This window comes from Pseudomonas luteola NBRC 103146 (genome assembly GCF_002091675.1).
Classification (GTDB): Bacteria; Pseudomonadota; Gammaproteobacteria; order Pseudomonadales; family Pseudomonadaceae; genus Chryseomonas; species Chryseomonas luteola.
In genome coordinates this window covers 1-819 of record NZ_BDAE01000090.1, presented here as the reverse complement: position 1 = coordinate 819, position 819 = coordinate 1, and the positions used below count along the sequence as shown (strand labels likewise).

General features: G+C 53.2%; 3 protein-coding genes. All 3 read right to left on the bottom strand.

Annotation, left to right across the window (positions count from 1 at the left end):
* Positions 1 to 6 precede the first annotated feature (6 nt).
* On the bottom strand, positions 7 to 288 hold the full coding sequence (locus PLU01S_RS25210) for a hypothetical protein (protein ID WP_074830566.1): 282 nt from the start codon (positions 286 to 288) through the stop codon (positions 7 to 9).
* Entirely contained in the window at positions 285 to 500 is a 216-nt protein-coding gene (locus PLU01S_RS25205) for a hypothetical protein (protein WP_074830569.1), read from the bottom strand. The genes PLU01S_RS25210 and PLU01S_RS25205 overlap by 4 nt, the downstream gene beginning before the upstream one ends.
* A partial coding sequence (locus PLU01S_RS25200; RefSeq protein WP_218019581.1) for a hypothetical protein occupies positions 500 to 819 on the bottom strand: 320 nt, incomplete at its 5' end. The genes PLU01S_RS25205 and PLU01S_RS25200, both read right to left, overlap by 1 nt.

The window sequence follows — 819 nt, the reverse complement described above, 5'->3', positions numbered from 1 at the left end:
GGGAAGTCATGCTTCACCTCGGGCTTTAGCTAAGGCGTTACGTGCGATGTCAGCTATTGCTTCAGCTGAATGTGGCTGCATGTCTTGCTCGGCTTCTGAAAAAGCCTCGGCACGAACTAGTATTCTCTCAAGCGCTGTTCGCAGATCACGAGCGGCCAAGAAAACATGGTTTCCACTGATGACGCCTTGAATAGCTCCCCACTGAGAAACATCTATGTTTGCCGTTTGCTGGCAGGAGTAGCCGCTATTAGATTTCAGAGATAATTTCAGAACTGCATCTTTGCTCATGCTGCTAACGCTCCCATTACCTGACGACGCTCACTAAGCAGCTTGTCCAGGCGCTTCATGTAGTGATTACGGATGTCCTGACTGATGAAGTCAGCTGCGTGATAGGCCTCAATGAAGCCCCATGCAGCCCAGTAGTCAGCGGTTAGATGAGCCGAGGTATACAGGCTCAGGATCTGGTTTTCGATGATTCGCTCTGCTCTAGCTCTGTCCATCAGCTTGCTCTCCGTGTCAGCATGAGGTTCAACTGGTAGGTAGCAACGTTTGCCATGTACCAGCCGCGGGATTTGGGTTGTGGGTGGTCGTGCTTTTCTTCAGCCGCAATCTTTCGGCGTATTGCTTCGCGCTCGGCCCGTCTACGCTCTGCCGTGCCGTCCAGCTCGTCAGCTTCGGCAGATAAGTCAGCTGCTTTCTTGCTGTAAAAGTCAGCGAAGTGGCCGCCTAGCCTTGCTTGGCGCCGGTACTCCATTGCCTCAGCTCGAAGCTCTCTAACGCGCTCAGTTACGTCCATCGCTCTGTCCTTGCCGGGCTTTG

Excerpts from the sequence above, each read along its gene's own strand:
- PLU01S_RS25210 (WP_074830566.1), bottom strand. The coding sequence starts at position 288 with ATGAGCAAAGATGCAGTTCTGAAATTATCTCTGAAATCTAATAGCGGC.
- PLU01S_RS25205 (WP_074830569.1), bottom strand. The coding sequence starts at position 500 with ATGGACAGAGCTAGAGCAGAGCGAATCATCGAAAACCAGATCCTGAGC.